22 protein-coding genes are annotated in these 26593 nt (G+C 70.8%); 14 read left to right on the top strand and 8 right to left on the bottom strand.

Features of this window, described 5'->3' with window-relative positions:
- Positions 1-77 precede the first annotated feature (77 nt).
- From G4X40_RS17930 to G4X40_RS17905, 6 genes are all read right to left on the bottom strand, one after another.
- Positions 78-2060 carry a peptidoglycan D,D-transpeptidase FtsI family protein gene (locus G4X40_RS17930; protein ID WP_277834481.1) on the bottom strand — a complete coding sequence of 661 codons (1983 nt, stop codon included), beginning with the start codon at positions 2058-2060 and terminating at the stop codon, positions 78-80.
- The gene (locus tag G4X40_RS17925) at positions 2057-2740 is read right to left on the bottom strand and encodes a hypothetical protein (RefSeq protein WP_277834480.1); all 684 of its coding nucleotides are present in this window, start codon (positions 2738-2740) and stop codon (positions 2057-2059) included. Before G4X40_RS17925 ends, G4X40_RS17930 begins: the two co-directional genes overlap by 4 nt.
- A 260-nt stretch (positions 2741-3000) precedes the next feature.
- Positions 3001-4014, bottom strand: coding sequence for a 16S rRNA (cytosine(1402)-N(4))-methyltransferase RsmH (gene rsmH / locus G4X40_RS17920; RefSeq protein WP_277834478.1), 1014 nt, complete (start codon positions 4012-4014; stop codon positions 3001-3003).
- Between the two features lie 152 nt (positions 4015-4166).
- Positions 4167-4598, bottom strand: a complete 432-nt coding sequence (gene mraZ / locus G4X40_RS17915) for a division/cell wall cluster transcriptional repressor MraZ (RefSeq protein WP_277834477.1) — start codon at positions 4596-4598, stop codon at positions 4167-4169.
- 500 nt (positions 4599-5098) lie between these two features.
- The gene (locus G4X40_RS17910; protein ID WP_277834476.1) at positions 5099-5536 is read right to left on the bottom strand and encodes a DUF3040 domain-containing protein; all 438 of its coding nucleotides are present in this window, start codon (positions 5534-5536) and stop codon (positions 5099-5101) included.
- 186 nt (positions 5537-5722) lie between these two features.
- A complete protein-coding gene (locus tag G4X40_RS17905) occupies positions 5723-6286 on the bottom strand; it encodes an SAV_6107 family HEPN domain-containing protein (RefSeq protein ID WP_277834475.1) in 564 nt (187 codons plus the stop codon).
- 165 nt (positions 6287-6451) lie between these two features.
- On the opposite strand from G4X40_RS17905, the gene G4X40_RS17900 reads away from it, so the two are divergent.
- From G4X40_RS17900 to G4X40_RS17885, 4 genes are all read left to right on the top strand, one after another.
- Positions 6452-7066, top strand: coding sequence for a GNAT family N-acetyltransferase (locus G4X40_RS17900; protein WP_277834473.1), 615 nt, complete (start codon positions 6452-6454; stop codon positions 7064-7066).
- Between the two features lie 52 nt (positions 7067-7118).
- The gene (locus G4X40_RS17895; RefSeq protein WP_277834471.1) at positions 7119-8723 is read left to right on the top strand and encodes a phytoene desaturase family protein; all 1605 of its coding nucleotides are present in this window, start codon (positions 7119-7121) and stop codon (positions 8721-8723) included.
- Between the two features lie 203 nt (positions 8724-8926).
- Positions 8927-9610 (top strand): LppM family (lipo)protein, encoded by a 684-nt coding sequence (locus G4X40_RS17890; RefSeq protein WP_277834469.1) that lies wholly within the window; start codon positions 8927-8929, stop codon positions 9608-9610.
- A gap of 38 nt (positions 9611-9648) precedes the next feature.
- Positions 9649-10458: an RsiV family protein gene (locus G4X40_RS17885; protein ID WP_277834467.1), complete on the top strand. Its 810-nt coding sequence runs from the start codon at positions 9649-9651 to the stop codon at positions 10456-10458.
- 6 nt (positions 10459-10464) lie between these two features.
- On the opposite strand, the gene metF is transcribed toward G4X40_RS17885, so the two are convergent.
- Positions 10465-11397 carry a methylenetetrahydrofolate reductase [NAD(P)H] gene (gene metF / locus G4X40_RS17880; RefSeq protein WP_277834465.1) on the bottom strand — a complete coding sequence of 311 codons (933 nt, stop codon included), beginning with the start codon at positions 11395-11397 and terminating at the stop codon, positions 10465-10467.
- A gap of 212 nt (positions 11398-11609) precedes the next feature.
- On the opposite strand from metF, the gene G4X40_RS17875 reads away from it, so the two are divergent.
- The 5 genes from G4X40_RS17875 to G4X40_RS17855 all read left to right on the top strand — a co-directional run bounded on the left by G4X40_RS17875 (position 11610) and on the right by G4X40_RS17855 (position 20372).
- Positions 11610-12716: a polyprenyl synthetase family protein gene (locus G4X40_RS17875; RefSeq protein ID WP_408642248.1), complete on the top strand. Its 1107-nt coding sequence runs from the start codon at positions 11610-11612 to the stop codon at positions 12714-12716.
- Positions 12716-14257, top strand: a complete 1542-nt coding sequence (crtI, locus tag G4X40_RS17870; protein WP_277834463.1) for a phytoene desaturase family protein — start codon at positions 12716-12718, stop codon at positions 14255-14257. Before G4X40_RS17875 ends, crtI begins: the two co-directional genes overlap by 1 nt.
- Before the next feature lie 134 nt (positions 14258-14391).
- A complete protein-coding gene (locus G4X40_RS17865) occupies positions 14392-15990 on the top strand; it encodes an alpha-(1->6)-mannopyranosyltransferase A (protein WP_277834460.1) in 1599 nt (532 codons plus the stop codon).
- Entirely contained in the window at positions 15987-16934 is a 948-nt protein-coding gene (locus G4X40_RS17860; RefSeq protein WP_277834458.1) for a phytoene/squalene synthase family protein, read from the top strand. The genes G4X40_RS17865 and G4X40_RS17860 overlap by 4 nt, the downstream gene beginning before the upstream one ends.
- A 102-nt stretch (positions 16935-17036) precedes the next feature.
- Positions 17037-20372, top strand: a complete 3336-nt coding sequence (locus tag G4X40_RS17855) for a DUF4132 domain-containing protein (RefSeq protein ID WP_277834457.1) — start codon at positions 17037-17039, stop codon at positions 20370-20372.
- A gap of 54 nt (positions 20373-20426) precedes the next feature.
- Here the strand turns inward: G4X40_RS17855 and G4X40_RS17850 are convergent, their stop codons facing one another.
- The gene (locus G4X40_RS17850; RefSeq protein ID WP_277834455.1) at positions 20427-20798 is read right to left on the bottom strand and encodes an Rv2175c family DNA-binding protein; all 372 of its coding nucleotides are present in this window, start codon (positions 20796-20798) and stop codon (positions 20427-20429) included.
- A 149-nt stretch (positions 20799-20947) separates the two neighbouring features.
- On the opposite strand from G4X40_RS17850, the gene pknB reads away from it, so the two are divergent.
- From pknB to G4X40_RS17825, 5 genes are all read left to right on the top strand, one after another.
- Entirely contained in the window at positions 20948-23182 is a 2235-nt protein-coding gene (pknB, locus tag G4X40_RS17845) for a Stk1 family PASTA domain-containing Ser/Thr kinase (protein WP_277834453.1), read from the top strand.
- A gap of 56 nt (positions 23183-23238) precedes the next feature.
- A complete protein-coding gene (locus tag G4X40_RS17840; protein ID WP_277834452.1) occupies positions 23239-23853 on the top strand; it encodes a DUF3887 domain-containing protein in 615 nt (204 codons plus the stop codon).
- A gap of 118 nt (positions 23854-23971) precedes the next feature.
- Entirely contained in the window at positions 23972-24547 is a 576-nt protein-coding gene (locus tag G4X40_RS17835; protein ID WP_277834451.1) for a TerD family protein, read from the top strand.
- 209 nt (positions 24548-24756) lie between these two features.
- On the top strand, positions 24757-25335 hold the full coding sequence (locus tag G4X40_RS17830; protein WP_277834449.1) for a TerD family protein: 579 nt from the start codon (positions 24757-24759) through the stop codon (positions 25333-25335).
- Positions 25336-25401: 66 nt separating this feature from the next.
- Positions 25402-26541, top strand: coding sequence for a DUF475 domain-containing protein (locus G4X40_RS17825; RefSeq protein WP_277834447.1), 1140 nt, complete (start codon positions 25402-25404; stop codon positions 26539-26541).
- Positions 26542-26593: the final 52 nt, after the last annotated feature.

Raw genomic sequence — 26593 nt, 5'->3', positions numbered from 1 at the left:
GAGTCAGATTACCGACCACCACCGATCGGACCGAACCTCCGCCACCCGTCCGTGACCTGGGCGTGATCTGTTCGCGGTCAGTCGGCCTCGAGCAGCATCTTCGGCGCCGGGGGCGAGAGCGGGACCTGGTCGCGCTGCAGGAGCCACGCCGCGATGTTGTGGAACAGCGGTGCGGCGGACTGCCCGCCGGAGCCGTCGGAGCTCCGGTCGGGGGCGTCCATCATGATCCCGACCACGAAGCGCGGATTGTCCGCCGGCGCGATGCCCGCGAAGTTGATCCAGTACTTCGACTGGTAGTAGCAGTGGCAGGCCTGGTTGAACTGCTGCGCCGTGCCCGTCTTGCCGGCGATCTGATACCCGGTGACCGCGGCCGCGACGCCGGTGCCCCGCTGGTTCCAGCCGTCGTTCTGGACGATGGACCGGAACATGTCGCGTACCGTGGTCGCCGTCTGCGGGCTGACCACCTGGACGCCCTCCGGCGCGGGCGGCGTGGTCTTGCTGCCGTCCGGCGCGATGACGTCCTTGACGATCCGGGGCGGGATGCGCAGGCCGTTGTTCGCAATCGCCTGGTACATGCCGGTCATCTGCAGCAGCGTCATCGACAGGCCCTGGCCGATCGGCACGTTCGCGAAGGTACCGTGCTGCCACTGGTCGAACGGCGGCACGTAGCCGGCGCTCTCGCCGGGCAGACCGATCCCGGTCCGCTCGCCGATGCCGAACTTTTTCAGCAGATCGTCGTAGCGCTGCATGCCGACCCGCTTGGCGAGCATCAGCGTGCCGATGTTGGAGGACTTCGCGAAGACGCCGGTCGTCGTGTACGGCGCCACGCCGTGCGACCAGTCGTCGTGGATCTTCAGTCCGTCCATGTAGTACTCGCCGGGGACCTGCAGCACCTCCTCCGGCGTGGTGACGCCGTACTGGATGGCCGCGGCGGCGGTGACGATCTTGTTGACCGATCCGGGCTCGAAGGGCGTGGTCACCGGGAGGTCGCCGAGTTCGGCGCCCTTGTTGCTGATGTCTGCGAGACCGTTGGCCGGGTTGAAGGTGTCGTCGTTGGCCATCGCCATGACCTCACCGGTCTTCGAGTCCATCACGACCGCGGAGACGTCCTTCGCGCCGGACTTGTTCTTCGCCTCCTGCACCTGCTGCTGCACGTAGTACTGCAGATCGGAGTCGATGGTCAGTTGCACCGTCGAGCCGTTGATCGCCGGTTGCACGTCGCGCACGCTGCCGGGGATCACCGCGCCGTCGGAGCCACGGTCGTAGGTGCGCGAGCCGTTCGTACCGGCGAGCGTGGAGTCCATGGAACTCTCCATGCCGATCAGACCGTGCCCGTCCCATCCGGTCGCCCCGACGATGTTCGCCGCGAGTGAGCCACCCGGGTATTCGCGGATGTCCTGCCGCTCGGCACCCACCTCGTCGAACTTGTCGGTGATCTGCGTCGCCTTCGCCGGATCGACGTTGCGGACCAGGTAGACGAAGGTCGTCTTGCTGTTCATCTTGTCCAGCAGATCCTGCTCGGGGGCGGCATCGCCGAGCACGTCGTGGATGCCCTTGGCGATCTCCTTGATCCGGTCCTCGGGCTTCGGGACCACCGGCTGCGCGGTGGCGGCGGTGTTCTGTGCCTGCTGACTCTTGTCCTGCTGGCTCTTCTCCCAGGCCGCCTGCAACTCCTTGCGGACCCGGATCGGCTGGAAGGTCAGCGCCTTGGCCTCGAGCGTGTAGGCCAGCGGTTTGCCGGAGGCGTCCTCGATGGTGCCGCGCATGGCCGGCAACACCAGCGTGGTCGTGCGTTGGCTGGCGGATTCCGCCGACAGCTGCGGCGCCTGCACGCCCTGGATCCAGATCAGTTGGAGCAGCGCCAGGCCGAGCGCCCCCAGCATCACCAGACGCCCGGCCTTGAACCGGAAGTGGAAGGAGGCCGTCCGCCGGGGCGCACGCTTGCGCGCGGCGGGTTTCGGACGGCCGGGGCCCGGGCGCGGCGCGGCACCCCGGCCACGCGTGGCGGGGGTGCCGCGGGCGGCGCCGGGGCGCCGTGGTCCACCGGGGGCAGGGCTCACGGCTGCCCTGTCGCGAGCGGTCCGGTCAGCACGGGCGGCAACGTGTTCACGGGCACCGATTGTTCACCCTGGGCGGGCGCAGGTGCGGGAGCTGCGGCCTGGCGCGCCGCCGGGGCGGGAGCAGCCGGCGCGGGGGCCGGCGCCGCTGCCGCGGGGGCCGGAGCCGCAGGGGCCGGGGCCGGAGCGGCGGCGACGGGCAGCCCGGTCGGACCGGGCACGACGGCCGTCCCCGGGGCGGGGGCCGGCGCACCGGCGGCGGGCGCGGCGGGTGCGACCGCGAGCGGCAATCCGGTCGGACCGGGGGCCGGCGCCGCCGGACGTCCCGGCACCGGGGCCGGCTGGATGACGATCGGTGCGCTGCCCGCCGGACGGTTCAACGCCGGCGCCGCCGGACCGGTCGCGGCCGCGGGCTTGCCCTCGACGCGCGCGACGCCGTCGGCGCCCACCACGATCCGCGCAACGTTCATTGTCGGCACCATGCCCAGCGCGGCGGCCTTCTGCGCGAGCACGGGCGCGGAGTTGCCGGCGGCCACCGCCTTCTCCAGCGTCGCCTTCTTCTCCTGCAGATTCTGGTTGGTCGCGTTCTGCGCGCTCAGTTCGTACGACTGTTCCGCGGAGGTCGTTGTCAGCCAGAGCGTGAGCCCCATGCCCACCGTCAGCAGCGCAATGACCAAGACCACGAAGGGAACTCGCCTGGCGAACATCCGCGGTCCCCGCTCGTGCGGCGCACGATCGGCCCGGCGACCGCCCCCGGTCCGCTGCACGCGACGCTCGTATGCGCGCTGAGCGGCAGTCGAACGACCCTGGGGCACACCGTTTCCGCGGCGCTCACGCCGCCCTCGCCCCGGTGCCCGCGTCGGCGTGCGGGTGGCACCCTCGCCGGACCGACGTCCGGGGTGTGCCGGTGCGGTGACGTTCAGTTCGTCGCCTACCGAAACGCTCATGCCGACCTCCACGCGATTCGCTGTGCACAACGCAGCCGCACCGGCGCGGCTCGCGGATTGTCTTCGATCTCCTGCTCCGATGCGCGCTCGGCGCCGCGGGTGACCAGTCGGAACTCCGGGCCGCGACCGGGAAGCTCCACCGGAAGTCCTTCCGGACTGGTCGACTTCGCCCGAGCGGCCAATGCCCGCTTGACGATTCGGTCTTCCATGGACTGGTAGGACATGAACGCGACCCGCCCACCGATCGCGACCGCCTCCAGTGCCGCCGGAACGGCCGCCTCCAGCGACTCCATCTCGCGGTTGACTTCGACCCGCAGCGCCTGGAAGGTGCGCTTGGCCGGATGTCCGCCGGTCCGGCGGGTCGCGGCGGGGATGGTGTCGTAGAGCAGCTTGACCAGAGGGCCGCTGGTGATGAACGGCTCCTTCGCACGACGCCGAACCACTTCCCCGGCAATCTTTCCCGCGAACCGCTCCTCGCCGTAGGTGCTCAGGACGCGGGCCAGATCGCCCTTGCTGTACGTGTTGAGGACGTCCGCGGCGGTCTGGCCGCGGGTCGGGTCCATGCGCATGTCCAGGGGCGCGTCGACCGAGTAGGCGAAGCCGCGGTCGGCCTCGTCGAGTTGCATGGACGAGACGCCGAGGTCGAAGAGGATGGCCTGGACGCTGCCTCGCGCGACAAGGCCGGCGACCTCGAGCGCATGCGCGATGCCGTCATATCGCGTCTGCACCAACGTGATCCGGTCCGCGTACGGGGCGAGTCGCGCCCGGGCGATGTCCAGGGCGTTCGGGTCCCGATCCAGACCGACCAACCGCAGCGCGGGATACGTGCGCAGGAAGTACTCGGAGTGGCCGGCGAGCCCGAGCGTCGCATCGACGAGGACCGCACCTTCCCCGTCCGCCCCCTGCGCGGTCAGGGTCGGCTCGAACAACTCGGCCGCCCGCATGAGCAGCACCGGAATGTGACCGAACCCTTTGTCCGGGTTCGCCTCTCCTCCGGCTCCGTCGACCATCACCGCTCCCGCATCCGTGTTCCGACTGTCCAGTGCTGTCCCGATCCGAGGCGAATGCCTCGAGGTCCCTGTCCGATTGGCGAACCTGGCGCTGGGGAAGTGCGTCAGGGTCCCCGTCGGGCAGAGGCCTCGCGGCAATCGCTGCCGGCCGGCTAGAAGATCCCGCCGAGCGATTCGTCCTTGGCCTGCGAGTAGTTCTCTTCGTTCTCCTCGACGTAGTTCTGCCACGCCTGCGCGTCCCAGATCTCGAGGAAGTCGACCGCGCCGGTCACGACGCACTCTTTGGACAGTCCGGCGTAGCGGCGGTGATCCACGGAGAGCGTGATCCGCCCCTGTGCATCCGGGTGCTGTTCGTCGGTGCCGGCCGCCAGTGCGCGAACGAACGCGCGCGCCTCGGGGTTGGTGCGCGGCGCCGCGGCGGCCTTCCGTGCGAGCGCCACGAACGCGTCACGCGGATACACGGCCAGGCAGTGATCTTGACCCTTGGTCACCATCAGCCCTCCCGCAAGCGTGTCCCGAAACTTCGCCGGCAGAGTCAGCCGGCCCTTGTCGTCGAGCTTGGGCGTGTAGGTGCCGAGGAACACTCGCCACCTCCTGCCCGAAGCACCTCCGAGATTTCGGCTGACCGAAACCCCGCCGAGTACCCCCGCTCTCCGCTGCGGACCACGTTACCCCACTTTCCCCCACCCGCAATTCAAAACACGGCGTGTCCGGGACAAGCCGACGTCATATCCAGAGGTCAGCGCCGTGGGATGAGGTGGGGGACAAAATCAGCACCGCGACCACGACGCCGTCGAGCCGCCAGGCCCGGGCTGGCCGCAGCGAAGACAGCACACGTCGACTTCCACATTCGCCCAGGTCACACACCTGCGCCCGCCACTGACCCGGGGTCGACCGGGCGTGCCGGCGAGGCGCCGGTCCGGCCGGTGGGGTGAAGTGGGTGGGGCGGGTGGGGTGATGTGGAGGCACCCGCGATGCGAACCCGCGCCCGGACGCGTGCCGACCGCCGGCGGGCATGCAAAAGGCGCGGCACCCCATGTCGGGGTGCCGCGCCCGTTCAGCTCACTACCGGGTCAGGAACGCATCAGTGATCGTCCTGCTCGAACCTCTTCCGGAACCGCTCCTCCATCCGTGAGGAGAAGCCGCCACCGGCCTTGTTCTTCCCTCTTCCGCGGCCACCATGGCCTCGGCCACCGGACGACACCTGCCCGGCATCGTCGTGGCCCGCGCCACCCTTCTGCCGCAGCGAACCGCCGAGCAGAAGCATGACGCCACCGCCGAACATGACAATGAAGCCGATCAGGCTGACTATCGGAAAGCCACCCGGCTTGAGTGGCAATGCCACGCCCAGGACCAACAGCACCAACCCGAGAACGAGGACCGTCACCGCTTGTAGACGGCGCCTGTTGGACGGAGTCCTGAATCGACGACCCTTGACGTGGGATGCGAACTTGGGATCCTCGGCGTAGAGAGCGCTCTCGATCTCATCGAGCATTCGCTGCTCGTGCTCGGAGAGTGGCACGGTACCTCCCCCGGCACTTGTGTTTGACAGTCGTCCCGTCCATACGGTGCGACAGACGCCCGGCCTTGGCGGGCATCCAACTCCGATGATACGAGGTGATCTCGACCCGTACCACCCACTCCGATCACATCCGCGACCGGCAGATTCGGCGCCGCACCTACGCGACCGGACGGCGCCACTGCGCCCTCACCATCGGGCCTGGTCAAACCTCGCGGCGCCGACGAGGTGGGCCTCCACCTCGTCGAGGAACCGACGGGTCTCGGCGAGCAAGGCCTCGGCCCGATCCGCACCGACCTTGCCGGTGATCCCCGCCTCGATTGCCGCCCGCGTGGACGAGTGGGCGGCGAAGTAGTCGGCCCACTCGGCGAACTCGGGGCTGCACGCCGACAGCATCACCCACGCGCTGCGCGAGCGTGGCCGGCGAACACCGGCGCCCGGCCCGACCGCACCGGCGCCCGCGGCCAGGACAGCGGCCGCCCCACGCACGGCGGCCACATAGGCCAACCGGAACGCCTCGGCCGCATCGCCGGAGGACGCGCCCCGCCCCGGCGAGCGCCCCGCCGCGGCGCACGACGCCTCGGCGAGCAGCGAGTCGGCCCGGCCGAGCAGCTCGCGCGCCCGCGTGGGCACCGCCGGCCCGGACACCCGGGGCGGCGCGCCCCGTCCGGACGCCCCCGGCGTCGCCCGCGGCGCCACCCGCCCGGACGCCGCACCGCCTCCGCACACCTCTCGCGTGACCCGGCCACCCATCGCAGACCTCCTGTCGATCGCCCCCCGGGGAGACCCGGCGTCGGCGCGCTTCCCTCGCGCCAACACCGGATCCCCGACATCGAACACTCGTTCGACGGTTTCAATATAACCTCACCCACCGACAGATCGCCAGCACAGGGAGAAAACGACGACAATGAGCCTGAAATGAGCACCGTCGTCGTCGAGGCCATCTCGGCACCGCAGATCCGGTCGCGCTTGTTCGAGGCCCTCGACATCTACGTCGCGGCCATGGGCTATCCACGCGGCACCGAGCACCACCGCGCCCCGATGTGGGCCGAACACATCCTCCGCGACGGTTGGCGGGCCGTCGGCGCGTTCCTCACCGACGACCCCACCGCACCCCCGCCGTCGACCGCTCCCCTGGTCGGCATCGCCTACGGTTACCGCGGCGCGGCGCACCACTGGTGGGACCAGCAGGTCCGCCAGGGCCTGGTCGCCACCGGGGTGGAGTCCGCGCAGGTGGAGACCGTGCTCGGGGACTACTTCGAGCTCACCGAGTTGCACGTGCACCCGCAGGCCCAGGGCCGCGGGATCGGCGAGGCACTGCTGCGCGAATTGCTCACCGACCGCCCGGAGCAGGGCGTGCTGCTGTCCACCCCCGAGGTCTCCGAGGAGGACAACCGCGCCTGGCACCTGTACCGCAGGCTCGGCTTCACCGATGTGCTGCGCCATTTCGTGTTCGTCGGCGACCACCGGCCGTTCGCGGTGCTCGGCCACGCGCTGCCGCTCGACGGGACCGCACCCGCGGGTCACAGCTGAACCGGCCCGACTGCTCCGCGGCTGACCGGCCGGCCCCGGCTAGCCTGGCGACGTGCTGGATGCAATCGTGGTCGGATCGGGACACAACGCGCTGGTCTCGGCGTGTTATCTGGCGGAGGCCGGCTGGTCGGTGCAGGTACTCGAGCGCGACACCGTGCCCGGCGGCGCGGTCTCCACCGTCGAACGCTTCCCGGGCCACCGGGTCGACCGCGGCTCGTCCGCGCACCTGATGATCCGGCACAGCGGCATCGTCGAGGAGTTGCGGCTGGCCGACCACGGCCTGTCCTACGTGGATTGCGACCCGTGGGCGTTCGCGCCGGCCCCGGTCGGCGCCGACCGTCCGGGGATCGTCTTCCACCGCGACCTCGACGCCACCTGCCGTTCCATCGAGAACGCCTGCGGCGCAGCTGATGCCGCCGCCTATCGGCGCTTCGTCGCCGACTGGACCCCCCGCGCCCGGCACATGATGCGGGCCTTCGCCGGGCCCCCGACCGGAGTACAGCTGGCCCGCGCCTTCGGCGGACTGGGGCTTCCCGGACGGGGCCGCCCCGCCCCGGCCGTGTCCGCGCTTGCACACGCGTTCCTGTCCACCGGCGACGCCCTGCTCGACGCGTACTTCGACGACGAGCCGCTCAAGGCCGCGCTCGCCTGGTTCGGGGCCCAGTCCGGACCGCCGATGTCCGAGCCCGGCACCGCGCCGATGATCGGGTTCGCCGCGCTGATGCACACGCTGCCGCCGGGCCGGGCCGTCGGCGGCAGCGGCGCGCTGACCTCCGCACTGATCGGCCGCCTGACCGCCGACGGCGGACAGGTCGTGCTCGGCGACCCGGTCACCGAACTGCGCCGCGGTGTCGACGGCTGGACCGTCCGGACCGCCGGCGGCGAGGTGCGGCACGCGCGGGTGGTCGTCGCGGGCTGCCACGTGCTGACCACGCTCGACCTGCTCGAGCGGGGCGGCCACGACACCGACGCGATCCACGGCTGGCGTCGGGGGGTCCGCGTGGGACCCGGCATCGGGATGGCGGTCAGGTTGGCCACCGATGCGCTGCCCGTCTATCCGAGCGCGCCCGCGGACCTGGCCGGGCCGGGCGTGCACGCGGGCCTGCAGTTGCTCGTCGGCGACCGCGCGCATCTGCGGGCGGCCCACGGCGCCGCGAGCGCCGGTGAGCTCCCGCCCCGTCCGGTCGCGCTGGCGATGACCTTCAGTGCACTCGATCCGAGCCTGTCCCCGCCCGGCGAACACCAGGCGACCCTGTGGTCGCAATGGCATCCCTACCGCCTCTCCGGCGGCCGCACCTGGACCGACCTCGCGGAGGCCGAGGCCGACCGGATCGTCGCCGAGATCGAGGCCCTCGCGCCGGGTTACACGGCCTCGGTCCGGCACCGTCACGTGCAGTCGCCGCTCGAGCTCGAGCGGGAACTGGGCCTGCGCGGCGGCAACATCATGCATGTGGAGATGTCGCTGGACCAGATGCTGCTGTGGCGGCCCACCCCGGATCTGGCCGGCCACCGGGTCCCCGGCGCCGACGGGCTGTACCTGACCGGCGCCTCGACCCATCCCGGCGGCGGCGTGTCCGGCTACAGCGGCCGCACCGCGGCACGGCTGGCACTGGCGGACGCGCGCCGCACCGGACGGCGGCGGATCCGGCGCGGCTGACCTGGCCGATGCCTGACAATTCGTGCCGCTGCCCCGCCCGGCGCCCGGTTGCTGGCACGATGTTCGCTGTGCGCCTGCCTTCTCGCCTGTCCGGGACCCGCTCGGGGGCCCCCACCCGGCCCACCGGGTCCCCCCTTCCCTCGTCCCGCCTGCATCGGACCCGTCGCCGAATCCGGTTGGGGTCCTTGGCGGTCCTTCTGGTCGTGGCCGTGCCACTGCTCAGCGGCTGCCTGCGGGTGCAGGTCACCATGGGCGTCTCGTCGAAGGATCTGGTCACCGGGCACATCGTCGCCGCCAGCATCCCCAGGGACAGCAAGGACCAGGGACCGCAGCTCACGGTTCCGGCGTCACTGGCCGGCAAGATGCGCGTCCAGCAGTACCGGCAGGACGGTTACGTCGGGTCGGAGGCGTTCTTCAGCAACCTGACCTTCGGTGAGCTCGGCGACCTCGGCGCCACGTCGGAGCAGGCGCAGGGCATGTTCCACCTGGCACTGCAGCGCTCCGGCGACGCCGTCACGTTTTCCGGCACCGTCGACCTGACCGACGTCGCTCAGGGGTCCGACGTGCAGATCAGCATGAACTTCCCCGCACACGTTTCCACGACCAACGGGACCCGCGACGGCGACAACGGCGTCACCTGGAAGCTCCCGCCGGGCGAGAAGAGCTCCCTCGCCGCCGAGGTGAGTTACGCGGATCCGCACAACCGCGGCTTCACCGGATGGCTCGTGCTCGTCGCCCTGATCGCGCTGGCCTCGGCGGTCGGCGTCGGGTACCTGGCGTACCGCAATCGGGACCAGTCGCCCAGGCCCGGCGACCCCGAGCCGCACGACCCGGGCGAGGCCGCCACGACCGCGACGGACGACGACAAGGAGCCGGCCGGGCGCTGAGCGCCCGCGAACACGCACCGGCGACTGGAGGGAGCACGATGCATCGGCGCACACCCGCAGTCCTCGGCGCGGTCGCGCTGACCGCACTGGTCGCCGCCGGGTGCTCGGACGCCGGACCGGCACGCACCGCCGCGGCCACGCCGAGCCCGACCGGGGCGGCCGCTGCCTCGACCATTGCGTCGGCCACCGCGTCCTCCAAGGCTCCGTCCACCGCTGCGTCCGCCTCGGATGCCGGCTATCGCCAGAGCACGATCCGCGTCGACGGACAGACCGATCGCGCCCGCTACGACGTGCAGTTGCCGCAGGTCGAGGGCGGCGACCCCACGGTCTCGGCGCGGTACGACTCGTCGATGCGCGCCGCGCTGCAGGACCAGATCGACGGCGACTACGGCGAGGGCATGCACTTCACGCTGACCGGCGGTGAGGACAGCACCACGACCGTCTCGCCGGGCACGGTCAGCGGACTGCTGCAGACCTCCTGGGACGCCGACCCTCCGGGTGCGCACTCGACCGCGCTGCTCGCGACAGTGGTGATCGACCGCAAGACCGCACGCCCGATCACGCTCGCGGAGTTGTTCCCCGACGAACAGGCCGGCCTGCAGCGGCTGTCGGAGGAGTCCGCGAAGCTGCTGCCGGACACGGTGGTGGGCAGCGACTACGACGCGGCCGGCATCGCCCCGGTCGAGCACAACTTCGCGAACTGGCTGCCCACCGCGCAGGGCATGCAGATCCACTTCCTGGAGTACCAGGTCGGGCCGTACGCAGCGGGCCTGGTCACCATCACGATCCCGTGGGAGCACCTGCGTGACGTCGTCGCGCCCGGACTCTACGCAGCGGTCAGCAGCTAAAGGTTGCTATTGCGCCAGCCTCGCCGGCGCGATGCCGAGGTTCTCCAGCACCTCGCAGGTGGCGCGGGCGAAGTTCAGCGTGATGAAGTGCAGCGACGGCGCGCCCTCGGCGATCAGCCGCTCGCCCATGGTGGTGGCGAACTCGATGCCCGCCTCGCGCACGGCGGCCCGGTCCTCGGTCGGCCCGTCGCCGGCGGCCGCGGTCAGCCGCTCCTCCAATGTGCGCGGCAGCTTCGAGCCGGACAGCTCGACCATCCGGCGCACCGACCGCAGCGAGGTGATCGGCATGATCTCCGGGATGATCGGCTTCGCGCCCTGCTCGGGGTCGAGCGCCACCACACGGTCGCGCAGCCGCAGGTAGTCGTCGATGTCGAAGAACATCTGCGTTATCGAGTACTCGGCGCCGGCGCGCAGCTTCGCGACCAGGTACTCGGTGTCGTGGTCGAGGTCCGGCGAGCGGTGGTGCCCCTCGGGGAAGGACGCGACGCCGACGTGGAAGTCGCCGAGGTCGCGCACCAGCCGCACCAGCTCCTCGGCGTATTCGACACCGTCGGGATGCTTGGTCCACTCGCCCAGCGGGTCACCCGGCGGGTCGCCGCGCAGTACCAGGACGTTGCTGATGCCCCGGTCGGCGTAGGCCCCGACCATGGCGCGCAACTCGTCGACGCTGTGCGACACCGCGGTCAGGTGCGCCACGGGCAGCAGCGTGGTCTGTTCGGCGATCTTGCCGGTCACCCGGACGGTGCGGTCGCGGGTCGACCCGCCGGCGCCGTAGGTGATCGAGACGAACGCCGGGTGCAGCTGCTCGAATTCGCGTGCCGTCCGCCACAACCGGTCCTCTTCGGCCTCGGTGCGCGGCGGATAGAATTCCACCGAGAAAGGCACGCGACCGGTGGTGTTGTCGCGAATTCTGTCGACGATGGAGGGGGTCTGGGTCACCCAACCCGCACTGCCCCGCCCTCGGACGGCATCTGATGTCACCCCCCGATCATATGGTCACCGCAGGCGGTGGCCCGTCCCACATCACCCGCGCACGTAGAGTCGGCGCTGCACGGTCCTCATCGCGGGCGCCCGGCTGATCGCGCCCCGTGGACCCTCGACCCCAGGAGGCCACCCTGTCCGCCGGACCCGACTCGCCCGCGCCCGACTCGCTGACCGAGCCCGTCGACGCCGCCCTCGCCGACTCGGTCAACGCCCGGCTGCGCGGGTCTGTCGACGCGGCGCTGGCCGAGTTCTTCGCCTCCCGTCGGGAGATCACCGCGGCGGTCGGCGGCGAGTTCCAGACCGCCGCCGGCCGGCTCGAGGACTTCGTGCTGCGCGGCGGCAAGCGCATGCGTCCGCTGTTCGCCTGGACCGGCTGGCTCGGGGCGGGCGGCGACCCGGACGGGCCGACGGCCGGCGCGGTGCTGCGCATGTGCGCGGCGCTGGAATTGGTGCAGGCGTGCGCGTTGATCCACGACGACATCATCGACTCGTCGGACACCCGCCGCGGCTTCCCCACCCTTCACGTCGACTTCGCGCGCAAACACCGCGAGTCCGATTGGCACGGCAGCGCCGCCGAGTTCGGCGCGGCGGCCGGGATCCTGCTCGGCGACCTCGCGCTGGCCTGGGCCGACGACATGGTCCGCGAGTCGGGGCTGGACGCCGCGGCGACCACGCGGATCGCGCCGGTGTGGTCCGCGATGCGCACCGAGGTGCTCGGCGGCCAGTTCCTCGACATCACCAGCGAGGTGCGTGGCGACGAGACCATCGACGCGGCCATGCGCGTCAATCGCTACAAGACCGCCGCCTACACCGTCGAACGCCCGCTGGAGTTGGGCGCGGCGGCGGCCGGCGCGGCGGCGGAGCTGATCGCGGCCTACCGCGAGTTCGGCACCGACATCGGCATCGCGTTCCAACTGCGCGACGACCTGCTGGGCGTGTTCGGCGACCCGGCGGTGACCGGCAAGCCGTCCGGCGACGATCTGCGTGAGGGCAAGCGCACCGTGCTGTTCGCGGCCGCGCTGGCCGCCGCGGACGCCGGCGACCCGGCCGCGGCGAGCCTGCTGCGCGCGAGCATCGGCACCGATCTGAGCGAGGCCGAGGTCACCCGGCTGCGTGAGGTCTTCATCCGGCTGGGTGCGGTCGAGGAGGTGGAGCGGCGGATCACCGAGCTCTGTGAGCGCGCCCGCACCGCCCTGGACCGCAGCTCCGCGACCGGGCAGGCCAAGCGCCTGCTGGGCCCGATGGTGGTCGCAGCGACCGCCCGCACCTTCTGATGGGCTCCCGCCCCCTGCGCACCACCACGGGACCGAGCGACCGGGTGGTCGTCGTGGGCGCCGGACTGTCCGGGCTGGCCGCGGCGCTGTACCTGCGCGCGGCGGGCCGCGAGGTCACCGTGCTCGAGCGGGCCCGCGACGTCGGCGGACGGGTCGGGCTGTACCGGCTCGACCCCGCGGCCGGTCCCGGCTACCGCATCGACTCGGGCGCCACCGTGCTCACGATGCCGGAGCTGGTCTACGACGCGCTGGACGCGGTCGGCGCCGGCGACAGCGGGCTGCAGATCCATCGGCTCGATCCGGCGTACCACGCGCGGTTCGCCGACGGCAGCACGCTCGACGTGCACTCGGATCCGCACGCGATGGCCGACGAGGTGCGCCGGGTGTGCGGACCCGACGACGCGAGCGGCTATCTGGCGCTGCGCGGCTGGCTCGAGCGGGTCTTCGAGGTCGAGTTCGGCCGGTTCATCGACGCGAACTTCGATTCGCCGGCGGACCTGGTGTCGACACCCTCCGCGCTGGCCGACACCGCGTGGCTGGTCGCACTGGGCGCCTTCGGCCGACTCGGCCCCCGGGTCGCCCGGCACATCGCCGACCCCCGGCTGCGCCGGGTGTTCACGTTCCAGGCGCTCTACGCCGGGCTGGCGCCGAGCCGGGCGCTCGCGGTCTACGGCGCCATCCCGCACATGGACACCTCGCTGGGCGTCTACTTCCCGGAGGGCGGCATGCACGCGGTGCCCCAGGCGATGGCCGACGCGCTTTCCGCCGCGGGCGGACGGATCGAACTGGACACCGCCGTGACGGCGGTCGACGTCGTGGGGGGCCGCGCCCGCGGGGTGCGCACCGCGGACGGCCGCACGTTCGCGTGCGACGCGCTGGTCATCACCGCCGACCTGCCGGTGGCCGACGCGCTGCTCGGCGGCGCACAGCGCCCCGCCCGGCGCACCCGCTGGTCGCCGTCGGCGGTGGTGCTGCACGGCACCATCGACCGCTTGGTCACCTCGGGCTGGGACGCGACCGCGCACCACACCATCGACTTCGGGGCCGCCTGGGAGTCCACGTTCGCGCGCATCACCGCCGGCCGCGGCCGCGGCTCGCTGATGGCCGACCCCTCGCTGCTGGTCACCCGGCCCGGGCTGACCGACCCCGGCCTGAACCGCGACGGGCGCGAACTGCTGTCGGTGCTGGCGCCCTGCCCCAACCTGCGCAGCGCCCCGCTCGCCTGGGAGACGCTGACCGACCCCTACATGCGTGAACTTCTCGGAGTCCTGGAGTCGCGCGGCTACGCGGGCATCGCCGAAGGGTTCGCGGTCGACCGCGTCGACACGCCGGCCACCTGGCTCGCGCAGGGCATGGGAGCCGGCTCGCCGTTCTCGGCCGCTCACACGTTCGCCCAGACCGGACCGTTCCGGCGACGCAACCTCGTGCGCGGGCTGGAGAACGTGGTGTTGGCCGGCTGCGGAACGACCCCCGGCGTCGGCGTCCCGACGACGCTGATCTCCGGCAAACTGGCCGCGGCGAGGATCACCGGCACCCGCTGACCTGGCCCCATGACGCGGGTCACACGTGGCGCGCGGCTAAAGTGGGGTCTCGTTCATGCCTTGTTCACCTCGGCTCTCGCGTGCGACCGCACCGGGCGCCGACCGAGCGCACCCTTGGGGGATGGTCAGTGCCGATGGTGTCCCCGACCGATGCGATCGACCGCCCCGGCGCCGATCAGGCGCCCCTCGACCGGTCGCCGCTGCGGTCGCTGCTGCGCGGCGGACTGCGCCGCGACGCGCTGCTCGGCTTCGTCGGCGCCTGCCTGATCACCTTCGGCGGCTTCGGCTCGGGTGCGCTGCGCGAACGTGACCCGCTGCTCGAGTCCATGCACCTGTCCTGGCTCCGGTACGGGCACGGCCAGGTGCTGTCCGCGATCGCCCTGTGGGCCGGCGTGCTGATAATGATCACCGCCTGGGTGCGGTTGGGCCGGTCGACGATGGCCGGCCGGGTCGCGCTGCGGGACCTGCGCTGGATCCTGGCGATGTGGATCGTGCCGTTGCTGATCTCGGTGCCGGTGTTCAGCCGCGACGCCTACTCGTACCTGGCGCAGGGCGCGTTGCTGCGGGACGGCTTCAACCCGTACAAGGTCGGGCCGGTGGTCAACCCGGGGCCGCTGCTCGAGAACGTGAGCACGATCTGGACGACCACCACCGCACCCTACGGTCCGGTGTTCATCATGGTCGCCCGGCTGGTCACCACCATCACCGGCAACCACGTGGTGGCCGGTGTGCTGCTGCTGCGACTGGCCATGCTGCCGGGGCTCGCGCTCGCCGTCTGGGCGATCCCGCGGCTGGCCCGACGCCTGGGCGGCAGCCCCGCGGTCGCCGTGTGGCTGGCCGTGCTCAACCCGCTGGTGCTCATCCACCTGATCGGCGGCGTGCACAACGAGATGCTGATGGTCGGGCTGCTCACGGCGGGCATCGCGGCGGTGCTCGAGCGCAAGCACGTGCTCGGCATCGCGATCGTGACGGTCGCCGTCGCGGTCAAGGCCACCGCCGGTGTCGCCCTGCCGTTCCTGGTCTGGATGTGGATGGTGCACCGGCGCGAGGACGCCGAGGTCGCGGGCGAGCCCCAGCCCAACTGGCTGCGCTCGTTCGTCAAGACCGCCGGGGCGTCGATCGCGATCTTCGTCGTCGTCTTCGGCGCCGCGTCGCTGGCCGCCGGGGTCGGGCTGGGCTGGGTGAACGCGCTCGCCGGATCGAACAAGATCATCAACTGGCTGACCCTGCCGACGATCCTGGGCCACGTGGTCACCTGGTTCTCGCCGCTGGGGCTGATGTCGGTGCTGCCGGTCACCCGGTTGATCTGCGAGATCGCGTTCGCCGTGATCTTCGTCGTGCTGGTGGTCCGGTTCCGGCACACCACGCGGCAGGCGATGATCGGGATCGTGCTGGCGATGACCGCCGTCGTGACGCTCTCGCCGGCGGCTTTGCCCTGGTACTACTCGTGGCCGCTGGCAATGGTCGCCGGGCTCGCGCTCTCCCCTCGGGTTCTCGCCACGCTCGTCGGGCTGTCGACGTGGCTGATGGTGATCTTCCAGCCGGATGGCTCGATCGGCATGTACCAGTGGGGGCACGTCATCCTGACCACCGCCGCCGCCGTCCTCGCCGCGGTGTCGCTGCGCCGCGAGGACCCGCTGCACCTGCGGGCGCTGTGGCCGCCGCGGACCGCTGCCGAGGTCGATGCCGCCGCCGGTTCTGACACCGACACCCCTGCCGACGTCGACCGATGACCGACCTCGACGTGCCCGTCGACGCACCGCCCGTGCTCGCGCCGACGCAGGTGTCCGCCTCGTACGAGCACTGCCGGGCGGTGACCGCCTACCACGGGCGCTCGTACTACCTGGCGACCCGGCTGCTGCCCGCCGAGCGCCGGCCGGCCGTCTACGCGCTCTACGCCTTCGCCCGCTCCGTCGACGACCTCGTCGACCGGCCCACGGCCGACGACCTCGGGCTGACGGCCGCCCTGTGTCGGACCGAGCAGCGGCTGCGCGGCGCACTGGCCGGCGGATCGGCCCCCGGCCCGGTCCTGCCGGCGTTGGTCGACACGGTCGCGCGGTACCGCATCGATCCCGAGTACTTCTGGGCGTTCCTGCAGTCGATGCGGATGGACGTCCCGGGCTCGCCCGAGCACGTCTTCGAGTACGAGAGCATGGAGCAGCTGAGCCGGTACATGTACGGCTCGGCGTCGGTGATCGGGCTGCAGCTGCTGCCGGTGCTCGGGACCGATCTGCCCGGTGACCCGGGTGCGCTCATGCCTGCCGCCGCGCTCGGCGAGGCGTTCCAGCTCACCAACTTCCTGCGCGACGTCGGCGAGGACCTCGACCGCGGCCGGATCTATCTCCCCGCGGACGAGCTGGCCGCATTCGGGGTGGACGGCGACCTGCTCCGGCACTGCCGACGCACCGGGCACGTGGATCCGCGGGTGGCGCGGGCGCTCGCCCACCTGATCGCGCGCACCCGCGCGCTCTATCGCAACGCCGAACCCGGCATCGGACTGCTCGACCGGTGCGCGCGCCCCTGCGTGCGCACCGCCTTCACGGTCTACTCGCTGATCCTCGACGAGATCGAGTCGAGCGGATACCAGGTGTTCACCGGCCGCGCGGTGGTTCCCACGCGGCGACGACTCGGGGTGGCGGGTGCGCAGTTGCTGCGCGCCGGGCTCGGGCGTGCCTGAGCGGGCGCACTGGCACACGACGGTCCGGCGGCGCGGCCACCGAAACCCTCCTGCAGGTACCGTCCTGAGCATGCATGATCGAGACGTTCCGGGCCGGACGCCGTGACGCAGCGCCATGGCCTGCAACTCACCGCCTGGCAGGCGCCCGCCTCCTGGTGGCGGCGCGCCGAGTCTTTCCGGGGGCTGAGCCCGGCCCGCAAGATCCGCCTGTCGCCCGGTGCCACCGACGACATAGATCGGCTGCTGGTACGAACCACAGAGACGCTCGAGCGGGTGATCGGTCATGAAGCCACTTCCCCCGAACTGGCCGCAGCTGCGCGCGCGTACCTCGCCACCCAGGACCGAGGTGCCAAAAGTGATGTCTCCGCGTTGGGAGTCGCGGTCGTCTGGCTGGTCTGCACCGACTATCCCGAAGCCGCGCTGCAGACGGTGTTCGCCGACGATGTGGTCGCACGCCACGGCGTCCGTGTCGCCGCGGAGGCTGCGGTGCTACGCGCGCAACTGCGGATCCATCACCACCCGCCGTCAACAGATGCCCCGCACGTCCTGGTCAGGTCGGTGACTCACCGTGCCCACACGGATCTCACGAACTATTGGCTGGGCGAAGCCAACAGCCGCCTTCGGTCGCTGATCGCAGCACTGCCCGGCGCCGACCACGACGGCCTGGTGAGGGCGCTGGCACGCCATAGGGGGGCGGCGATGGCGGCCGATTTGGTCTCGTCTTTTCTGGTCCCGGACCAGGTGCAGTGGGTGACCGAGGATCTCACCTCGGTCACCAGGCACGACGACGAATTCTGGGCAGCGTCCAAGTTGCTGGCATCGGTGATCTCGCTCGATCAAGCAGAGTTCCTGTTCGCCTCGGCCACCTCACCGGACCACGCCGTCTGGGTCATCGGCCAGTCGATGAACCTCGTGTACAGCATGTGCGCCAACATCGGCGCCGGCACCGAGCACATCGTCGCCGATCTCCTCGACGGCGGCCTCACCGCCGCCGACAAGAAGCGCTGTGCGGCCATCCTCGGCGATTTCCGCACCGACATCGGCTTCGGCCTGCTCCTGGACCGGTTGGACCACCAGTATGTCGAGCCTGCCGTCAGGGCGGCCATGGCGAAGGAGCCGCGTCGGACCGCCGAACTGTTGGCCGGAAGGGCCGCTGCCGACCCGCGGGTCGCCGAGATACTGCGTGATCACCTGCTCGCACACCCCGATCTCGTCGGCCACACGCCCGATGACGTCCCGCCGCCGGCCCTCGACGCCACGCCGGACCGCGTTCCGTGCGCGCCCGACTCTGCCGTGCCGACCGTCCTGCTCGCCCCGCCCTGGCTGCACCGACGAGGTCTCGGCTCACCCGAGGTACTCGCCGGCGCCGCGCATGGGCGGCCGACGACCACCACGTGGCTACCCGGAGAACGGCAGTCGTGGGCCGGGGCGTTCGGCGACGGCCTCCCCTGGCTGGGCGACCGCACCTGGGCGCAGGTCATCGCGGACATCACCGCCGGCCGGTCCCGCTCCCCGTTCGGCGCCCTCTCCTACGCACCCGACGACCTGATTCGCCCGGCGCTCCGGAATCTTCCTGTGCCGGCCGACGTCTGGTATGCAGGACCGCCCCTACGCCGAATCCTGGCTCGCTTCGGTGACGATGCGGCCGACTTCGTGCTCCGTGTCGCCGTAACGCGACCGGTTCAGCTCGCTGGGCTCCTGATGCCGATGGACGGCAGCGTGGTGACCTCACACATGATGCGATGGCTCGGGAGCAAGGCGATCCGCGCCGACGCCCGGCAATGGTTCGACCGTCACATCGCCACCGCCGCACTCGATGTCGTCGCGGCAGCTGTCGGCCCGCACGGCCCCGAGCGGCCACTGGCGGTGCAGACCCTTCGGGAACTCGACCGCAGGGGGCACCGCACCGACCTCCTGCGCGCCGCGCAGAACTGCCACGAACAGGCACCTCGCGTCGTGCTGACTGTCCTCGACTCCGACCCCCTCGACGAGTTGCCCCGTCGGATCCCCGCGCTGCCCGAGTGGGTGAACCCGGCGCTCCTGCCGCAAGTTCTCCTCGCCGAGGGGCGGGCGCTACCAGACGCGGCCGTACTGAACCTCTGCACGATGCTCGCGCTTTCACGTCCGGGAGACGTCTACGCCGGCCTGGACATCGTCAGGGCTACCGTCGACGTGGACACGCTCGCGGAGATTGTGTGGGGACTGTTCGAACGCTGGTCCAGCGTCGGCTTTCCCTGCGCGCAGGGCTGGGTACTCGGCTCGTTGGGAATCCTCGGCAACGACGACACCGTGCGTCGACTCGCCCCGCTGTTGCGCGAATGGCCGCTTCGATCAGCCCACCGCCGGGCAGCGGCCGGGCTGCAAGTCCTGGCCGACATCGGATCCGACGCCGCATTGACGCAACTGTCCCGCCTCGCACAGTTCCCGCGCTTCCCCTCGCTTCGAGCTGAAGCGCAGGCGCGCATCCAGGAGGTTGCCGACGCGCTGGGCTTGTCGCCCGCCGACCTGGCGGATCGCGTGGTCCCCGACCTCAGCCTCGCCGCCGACGCCACTGCGCGATTCGACTATGGTGACCGCTCGTTCGTCGCCACCGTCGGCGCGAAGCTGAGCCTGACGCTGACCGATCCCGCAGGATCCGTGATCCGAGCGATGCCACGCCCCGGGGCGCACGACGGCGACCTCGCCGCGGCCGAATACAAGCGCTACCGCACCTTTCGCAAGGAGTTGGCCGAACTCTCGAACCAGTTGATCGCGCGCTTCGAGCAGGCAATGCTCACCCGCCGCCGGTGGACGATGGGCTCAGTGCGGTGCCATCTGATCGCCCATCCGCTGATGTGGCAGTTGTGCCGGGGACTTGTTTGGTCGGTCGAGGCCGCGGACGGCGAACCGCGCCTCTTCCGCTTCGCCTCGTCCCGCACTCCCGTCGACATCGATCAGAACGCACTCACCATTCGTGACGACGAGATGGTGACCGTCCCCCACCCGCTGACGATAGGCGAGGAGATCACCGCCTGGGCACGCGCGATCGACGAAGCCAGGATCAGCCAGCCTTTCGAACAGCTCCACAGAGATGTGTTCGACGGAGACGTCCGGACACGGCTCCGCGAACTCGAAGGCAGGAAAACCCCCACGAGCCGATTGCTGGAGCTGACCTCACACGGATGGTGGAGGGAACAACCCCAGGAACGCGGCGCGCAGATCGCGCTCATGAAGCACGTCGACGACCGAGTCGCGGCGGTGATCATGGTGTTCCCCGGGTTCAATGCCGCCAACCCGCGGCAGTGGTCCGAGCAGAAGATCGTGCACGCCTTCGTTCCGACCTTCGCAGACTCGCCGCCGATGGACCCGATCACCGGATCAGAACTGGTCCGAGACCTGGCCACACTGGAGACGCAGCCGGTCAGCGGGAACGAGGGCGATTTCGTCGGTGCACCGTAGTGGCTTCCGTTCGATGCCGGGCCTACTCACAGAGCGGGCGCCGGAACGCCACGTTCAGAACGCCATCGCCTGGGCGCGCCGCATCACCTCGCGCGCGAGGTCCCCGTGCATCGCATCGGCCGGGCGGCCGGGCAGAGACTCGTCCTCGGTGAACAGCCACCGCAGGATCTCCTCGTCGGTGTAACCGCCGTCCGCGAGCACGGCGATCAGCCCCGGCACGCCCTTCAAGACGGCCCCCTCGTCGAGGTCGAGGAACAGCTCCGGTACCGCGGCGATGCCGTCGCGGCGCACCGCGATGAGCTGGTGGTCGCGCAGCAGCTGGTGCACCCGGGTCACCACCAGCGACAGCACCTTGGACACGTCGGCCATCTGCAGGACCTCGACGGTCTCGTCCAACACGTCTTCGGCAACCGGGAATGAACTCACGGTCCTACGGTATCGGCTGCCGGCGCCACGGCAAAAAGCCGTGACCGTCAAAAGCGCTGGTGAAGGCGACGTGAGCGCGGTCATGTCGTCCGGATCGCTACCATCGACAGGTCATCCGACCGGCGGGTGACCTGTCGGGAGGTGTCCAGGTGAGTCCAGGCGGTCTGGGACTCGTCGGCGAGCTGCTCGAGCGCAGATATCGCGTCGACGCGCCCATCGCGCGCGGGGGCATGTCCACCGTCTACCGGGGCCTCGACTGCCGTCTCGACCGGCCGGTGGCGATCAAGGTCATGGACCCCAAGTTCGCGGCCGACCCGCAGTTCCTGTCCCGCTTCGAATTCGAGGCGCGCGCGGTCGCCCGGCTCAAGGACCCGGGTCTGGTCGCCGTGTACGACCAGGGCCTCGACGGCGAGCACGCGTTCCTGGTGATGGAACTGGTCGAGGGCGGCACCCTGCGCGAACTGCTGCGCGAGCGCGGGCCGATGCCGCCGCACGCCGCGGTCGCGGTCGAGGGGCCGGTGCTGGCGGCGCTGGGCGTGGCGCACCGGGCGGGCCTGGTGCACCGCGACATCAAACCGGAGAACGTACTGATCTCCGAGTCCGGCGAGGTCAAGGTCGCCGACTTCGGTCTGGTCCGCGCGGTCGCCGCCGCGGGCGTCACCTCGAGCAGCGTCATCCTGGGCACCGCCGCCTACCTGTCCCCCGAGCAGGTCACCACCGGCAGCGCCGACACCCGCAGCGACGTCTACGCGTCCGGCATCCTGATGTTCGAGATGCTCACCGGCCACACCCCGTTCAGCGGCGACCACACCCTCTCGGTGGCGTATCGCAGGATCAACGAGGACGTGCCGCCGCCGAGCACGCTGATCGCGGGCGTGCCGCCGGTGCTCGACCGGTTCGTGCTCAAGGCGACCGCCCGGGATCCGCGCGCACGCTTCGCCGACGCGGCCGAGATGGCAACCGCGCTCGAGGCCGCGCGCACCGAACTGCAGTTGCCGCGGTTCCGGGTGCCCGCACCGGCCCGCTCCGCCGGACGCCTCAGCGCCGCCCGCACCACCCATCTGCCGCACCCCGACGCGGCGCCGACCACAGTCGCACCCACCACCGTGGCACCCACCACCGTGGCGCCGACGACCGTGGAGTCGCGGCGTGATGGGCCGCAGCCGACCCGGGTCGAGGCGCGCCCGCCGACGGTCGCGATCGCACCGGCGAACGCCACCCGGCAGTACACCACGCTCGAGGCCGCCGGATCGGGCACGCGCCCGGAGCCGGCGGAACCGGCCGGTCGCGGTGCGCCCCATGACCGCACCCGGTCCCGGCGCACCCTGCTGGTCTGGCTGGTCGTGCTGGCCGTCGTCGCTGCCCTGCTCGGTTTCGGCGGCTGGTGGCTCGGCTCCGGCCGCTTCACCACCGTCCCGGCCTTGGCGGCCGGCGACAAGACCGCCGTCGAGCAGTCGATCAGTGCGGCCGACCTGACCCCGGTGGTGCACGGCACGTATTCCGACACCGCCGCCGTGGGCACCGTGCTCGGCCTCTCTCCCGGTCCGGGTACCCGGGTGACCCGCAGTTCCGATGTGGCCGTGAGTGTTTCGCTGGGCCGGCCGACAATCCCCGACGTCGCAGACAAGACTGCCGATCAGGTCGACGGCGAGTTGCGCGAGCGCACCCTGATACCGATCGCCGCGGTCGCGGAGTACAGCACCGAGGTGCCGTCGGGCGGGGTCGTGCGCCTGTCCCCCGGCCCCGGCACCGTGGTGGCGGTCGGATCGACGGTGTCGGTGACGGCCAGCAAGGGCGCGCCGCCGGTGCCGCTGCCCGACCTCGCGGGTCGCGACCAGGACGCGGCACGCGCCACGCTCGCCGGGCTGGGACTGACGGTCGGGACCACGCGCACCCAGTTCTCGCCCACGGTCGCGGCGGGCAGGATCATCGGCACCGACCCCGGCGCCGGCGCGGAGATCTCTTCGAACACCCCGGTCACACTGCTCATCTCGAATGCGATCGCGGTGCCGGACGTCGAGGGTATGGACCCGGCCCAAGCCGAGGCGGCGCTGACCAAGGCCGGACTGCGCGCGGTCGCGGCGGGCACCACCAGCGACACCGATGCAATGTCGGGCACCGTCGGCAAGACCTCCCCCGCGATCGGCAAGCTCGTCGACCCCGCCCACCCGGTGGTCCGGATCTACGTGTCCGACACCGTGAAGGTCCCCTCGGTCCTCGGCGATTCGGTCCGCGCGGCGCGCGAACACCTCAGCGGTTTGGGCTTCGACGTCCAGGTCAACCAGTTGATCGACACCGGACGGTCGCTGGTGATCCTGCAGAGCCCGCTGGGCGGGACGCGGGCCCGCCCGGGCAGCACGGTGACACTGACCTCGCTGCCCTGAGCGTGTCGCCGGCCCGCACCGTTGACACCTCACCCGCCGGGGCCGAGCATGAGCGCATGCCCGACAACCGATCTGAGGCCTTCAGTTCCGTGCTCGCCGCGCTGCGCGACCGGGCCGAACTCCTCGCGTCGGCGGAGGCCGATCCGCTCGCGCTGGTCGAGGAGAGCGCACGGCTGCACGCGTTGGCCGACGAGTTGATCGGTGCGGGCGTCGATGTCGCCCGCGACGCCGGTGTCGGCTGGGATCAGCTCGGCGACGTGCTCGGCACCTCACCGCAGGGCGCCTTCCAGCGGTTCGGCCATCCCGTCGACCCCAGAACGGATCGCGAGATCGACCTCGTCCCCCTCGCGGATGCCGACACCCTGGCGCTCAACCTGATCCACCGGATCGTCACCGCCGACTTCACCGCAGCCCGAGCGGATTTCGACGACACGATGCGCCGCGCGCTGTCGGTCGAGGAACTCGGCGACAACTGGGCGGAGGCGATCTCGATGGTCGGCGCGTACTCCCACACCGGGTGCCCCCGCGCGCGACGGCGCGGGCCGCACACGGTCGTCGACACCCCGCTGACGTTCGAGGCCGGCGAACTGACCGCGCGGATCACGTTCGACGGCGACGCCAGAGTGGCAGGCCTGTTCTTCCTCGACCCCGAGTACGCGCGCCGCCACTGAGCAGCAACCGTCGCGAACGCACCCCCGGGCGGCGACGCCCCGCGGAAGCGGGCACCACTAGCATCGGGTACCGGGCGGACGACCGTCCAGTCCACTGCTGCAGCGAAACGGAGTTCACATGAGAGTCAGCCTCGTCAAGGGCGGCAACGTGTCCCTGACCAAACAGGCACCGGGACTGACCGCCGTCATCGTCGGCCTCGGATGGGATGCCCGCACCACCGACGGTCAGGCATTCGACCTCGACGCCAGCGCGATCGCCTGCGGCGCCGACGGACGGGCCGCGTCGGACGCGCACTTCGTGTTCTTCAACAACCTCACCAGCCCGGACGGTTCCGTCGTGCACGCCGGCGACAACCTCACCGGTGACGGCGACGGGGACGACGAGGTCATCTCGGTCGACCTGAACGCGGTGGATCCACAGGTCGACAAGGTCGTCTTCCCGGTCTCCATCTACGATGCCGACACGCGCCGACAGACTTTCGGCCAGGTCCGCAACGCCTACATCCGCGTGCTCAACCAGGCCGACAACGTCGAACTCGCCCGATACGACCTGTCGGAGGATGCCTCGACGGAGACCGCGATGGTGTTCGGCGAGTTGTACCGCAACGGCGCGGAGTGGAAGTTCCGCGCGGTCGGGCAGGGTTACAGCACAGGCCTCGCCGGGATCGCGCGCGACTTCGGCATCAGCGTGTAGCGGAGACAACATGATTCGTCGCCGCAGCCGGACGACGATGATGTCATTCGGATGACCTAACCACACACCAGGACCGTGGTGTGTCGCCCATGCACATTGGGCGACTAGCGGTCGACAGGCTACGGTAGCGGTCGCACCGCGACTTCGCGGTGCGACCGTGATGCCGGGGGAATCGTCGCCCGCCACAACACCGAGCCGGAGGTACAGAAGTGGGAGTCAGCCTCACCAAGGGCGGCAATGTCTCGTTGACCAAGGAGGCGCCCGGGCTGAAGGCCGTGCTCGTCGGACTCGGGTGGGATGCCCGCACGACGAGTGGAGCCGACTTCGACCTCGACGCAAGCGCGTTGATGCTCAACGCCTCCGGCCGCATCCTCTCGGATGCGCACTTCGTGTTCTTCAACAACCTCGCCAGCCCCGACGGCTCGGTCGAGCACACCGGCGACAATCTCACCGGCGACAGCGAAGGCGACGACGAACTCATCAAGGTCGACCTGGTGAACGTTCCGGCCGAGGTCGACAAGATCGTGATCACCGTCTCGATCTACGAGGCGCGTGAACGTGCGCAGTCCTTCGGACAGGTGCGCAACGCCTACATCCGGGTGCTCAACCAGGCAGACGACGCGGAGCTGACCCGGTACGACCTCACCGAGGACGCCTCGACCGAAACCGCCATGCTCTTCGGCGAGTTGTACCGGCACGGCGGCGACTGGAAGTTCCGCGCCATCGGCCAGGGGTACGAGTCCGGCCTCGCCGGCATCGCACGGGACTTCGGCGTCAACGTCGCCTGAGTCCGCGGCCGACCCTTTCGATCGAATACTCGCACAACACACTTCACCCCGAAGGCGCATACACGCATGTCCATGAAGACCTTCACCTGGTCGTTCGTCGTCGCCGCGGTCGGCCTGGTGCTCGGCTACCTCTACGGCGGCCCCACCGGGCTGGCGGTGGTCGCCATCCTTGCGGTGCTGGAGATCTCGCTGTCGTTCGACAACGCGGTCGTCAACGCGACAGTGCTGGCGCGCATGGCGCCCTTCTGGCAGAAGCTCTTCCTCACCGTCGGCATCGCCATCGCGGTGTTCGGCATGCGGTTGCTGTTCCCGCTGATCGTGGTCGGGGTCACCGCCCACCTCTCGCCGGCGGACGCGGTGCGCCTCGCGCTGGAGAAGGGTGACCCGGACACCGCGGGCACCTACGGGTACCTCCTCAACGACGCGCATCCGGCGATCGCCGCGTTCGGCGGCATGTTCCTGCTGATGCTGTTCCTGGACTTCGTGTTCGGCGAGCGCGAGATCCACTGGCTGTCCTGGCTCGAGCGCCCGCTGGCCCGGATCGGCAAGCTCGACCAGCTCTCCGCCGTGGTCGCGCTGATCGTCCTCTGCGCCGCGGCCTACGGGCTCGCGCCGGAGGGCAAGACCGCGACCGTACTGGTCTCCGGCGTGCTGGGCCTGGTCTCGTTCGTGCTCGTCAACGGCCTCGGCGAACTGTTCAATGTCGACGAGGGCGACGAGGACAGTGACGGCGACGGTCAACAGCGCAGCGGCGTCGCCGGACCGGCGCTGGCGGTGGGCAAGGCCGCATTCTTCCTGTTCCTCTACCTCGAATTCCTCGACGCCTCCTTCAGTTTCGACGGCGTGGTCGGCGCCTTCGCCATCACCTCGGACCCCGTCATCATCGCGATCGGCCTCGGAATCGGCGCGATGTTCATCCGCTCGCTCACCGTGTTCCTGGTCAAGAAGGGCACGCTCAGCGAGTACGTGTACCTAGAACACGGCGCGCTGTGGGCGATCGGCGCGCTGGCGACCCTGCTGTTGCTGACCATGAAGTACGAGGTGCCCGAGGTGGTCATCGGGTTGATCGGCGTCGGCTTCATCGTCGCCGCACTGATCTCCTCGATCCTCCGCAACCGCAGCATCATGCGCGACGCCACCGCCGCCCTCGCGGACGCCGACCGTGGCGAGGCGTCCGACGAACCCGCCTTCACCGAGAGCAGGTGACCTGTGGCGATCGACTACACCAAACGTCCTGCTAGCGGGCCTGTCTCGCTCA

Origin of the sequence: Speluncibacter jeojiensis, from assembly GCF_029589495.1 — a bacterium.
Classification (GTDB): Bacteria; Actinomycetota; Actinomycetes; order Mycobacteriales; family Mycobacteriaceae; genus Speluncibacter; species Speluncibacter jeojiensis.
Note: the sequence above shows the minus strand (reverse complement) of the source record. Positions and strands in the feature narration are given on the sequence as shown.

Coding starts and splice junctions, on each gene's coding strand:
- G4X40_RS17835 (WP_277834451.1), top strand. CDS start 23,972: ATGAGAGTCAGCCTCGTCAAGGGCGGCAACGTGTCCCTGACCAAACAG.
- rsmH (WP_277834478.1), bottom strand. CDS start 4,014: ATGGTCGACGGAGCCGGAGGAGAGGCGAACCCGGACAAAGGGTTCGGT.
- G4X40_RS17885 (WP_277834467.1), top strand. CDS start 9,649: ATGCATCGGCGCACACCCGCAGTCCTCGGCGCGGTCGCGCTGACCGCA.
- crtI (WP_277834463.1), top strand. CDS start 12,716: ATGGGCTCCCGCCCCCTGCGCACCACCACGGGACCGAGCGACCGGGTG.
- G4X40_RS17905 (WP_277834475.1), bottom strand. CDS start 6,286: ATGGGTGGCCGGGTCACGCGAGAGGTGTGCGGAGGCGGTGCGGCGTCC.
- G4X40_RS17860 (WP_277834458.1), top strand. CDS start 15,987: ATGACCGACCTCGACGTGCCCGTCGACGCACCGCCCGTGCTCGCGCCG.
- G4X40_RS17900 (WP_277834473.1), top strand. CDS start 6,452: ATGAGCACCGTCGTCGTCGAGGCCATCTCGGCACCGCAGATCCGGTCG.
- G4X40_RS17825 (WP_277834447.1), top strand. CDS start 25,402: ATGTCCATGAAGACCTTCACCTGGTCGTTCGTCGTCGCCGCGGTCGGC.
- G4X40_RS17865 (WP_277834460.1), top strand. CDS start 14,392: ATGGTGTCCCCGACCGATGCGATCGACCGCCCCGGCGCCGATCAGGCG.
- G4X40_RS17840 (WP_277834452.1), top strand. CDS start 23,239: ATGCCCGACAACCGATCTGAGGCCTTCAGTTCCGTGCTCGCCGCGCTG.